Origin of the sequence: Microbulbifer okhotskensis (assembly GCF_023895975.1) — a bacterium.
GTDB lineage: Bacteria > Pseudomonadota > Gammaproteobacteria > Pseudomonadales > Cellvibrionaceae > Microbulbifer > Microbulbifer okhotskensis.
Genome location: NZ_JALBWM010000307.1, coordinates 1 through 1,005 on the forward strand (window position 1 = coordinate 1; position 1,005 = coordinate 1,005).

Here is a 1,005-nt window from a genome sequence, read left to right on the forward strand (position 1 = left end):
CCCCGGTGTGCCAAATGGCAGCATTTTTCCGAGATAAATCGGAAACACATTGATATCTACACGCACATTCAGGGCAATATGCTGGCCATCCACGGCTGCCCAATATTCCATATCCTGATTCCACAAGGGCAAACCCATTTCCTCAGATCCGGGTTGGCTGTCGAAGTCGGAATCATCAATAAAGCCTGTGGCACCAGCTATAGCTAAGTTGAAATAATCATCGGTGGGCCGGTCATACGTCTGGAAATTTAAGTAGACTGAACCATTACCGGTTAGTCCCGGCGCACGCAGCCAAGCAGCTGCCATACGACCAGAATTGATATCCGCCGTATTTTGGAATTCCAGAAAGCCTACCTGCTGCAGACCTGTGGTATCAGTGGAGCCATTGTTGCTAGAAATTGTAATACGCCAATACAGCTTGGCGCCCGGAGAAACCCCACCCAGAGTAAGCTCCTTACTCTCGTTATCGCTCCAGGTAATACCGGAAAATGCTTCACGCTGATGCCAAGTTATTTCATCGTCAGACCACTCCAAAGCGAAACTATTAGGTGCCTGGGTATTCGTTCCCGGTGCTTGGATTTCTATGCGTGATATTTCATAGGGCCGAAAAAATTTCCAACTGATCCAACAGTTTTCATGTTCACCGATCGCTGTGGCCCAGGAGTTAGAATGCTCGTGATAAGGCCCTTTAAATATCCGCCAGGGTTCACTGTCAGTGCGGTAAGAACTCGCTTCTATTCCAGCCACACCTCCAATGCGCAACACCTCCCAGCGTTCATCTGTAGGCATTTCCCCGGCGGTGACATCAAATTCAAATCTATCTCCCACTTGATAATCGGTATCACCGGCGGCCAGGTCGAATAGCACCAGGGCGTTATCGTAATGAGTGCCCACAATGGCCGAAGCCTGCACACCAGAGATGGAACCCTGCACGGAAAATGTGGCGGGGAGCGTGGCATCGGTGCAAGTGATGGTCCAGGTTTCAGTCACCGCTGCGGGGTGTGC

1 protein-coding gene is annotated in these 1,005 nt (G+C 50.6%); it reads right to left on the reverse strand.

Translation table 11 applies throughout. The features are described 5' to 3' along the window. On the reverse strand, window positions 1-1,005 hold a 1,005-nt coding region (locus MO867_RS22225; protein WP_252473235.1), incomplete at both ends, for a hypothetical protein.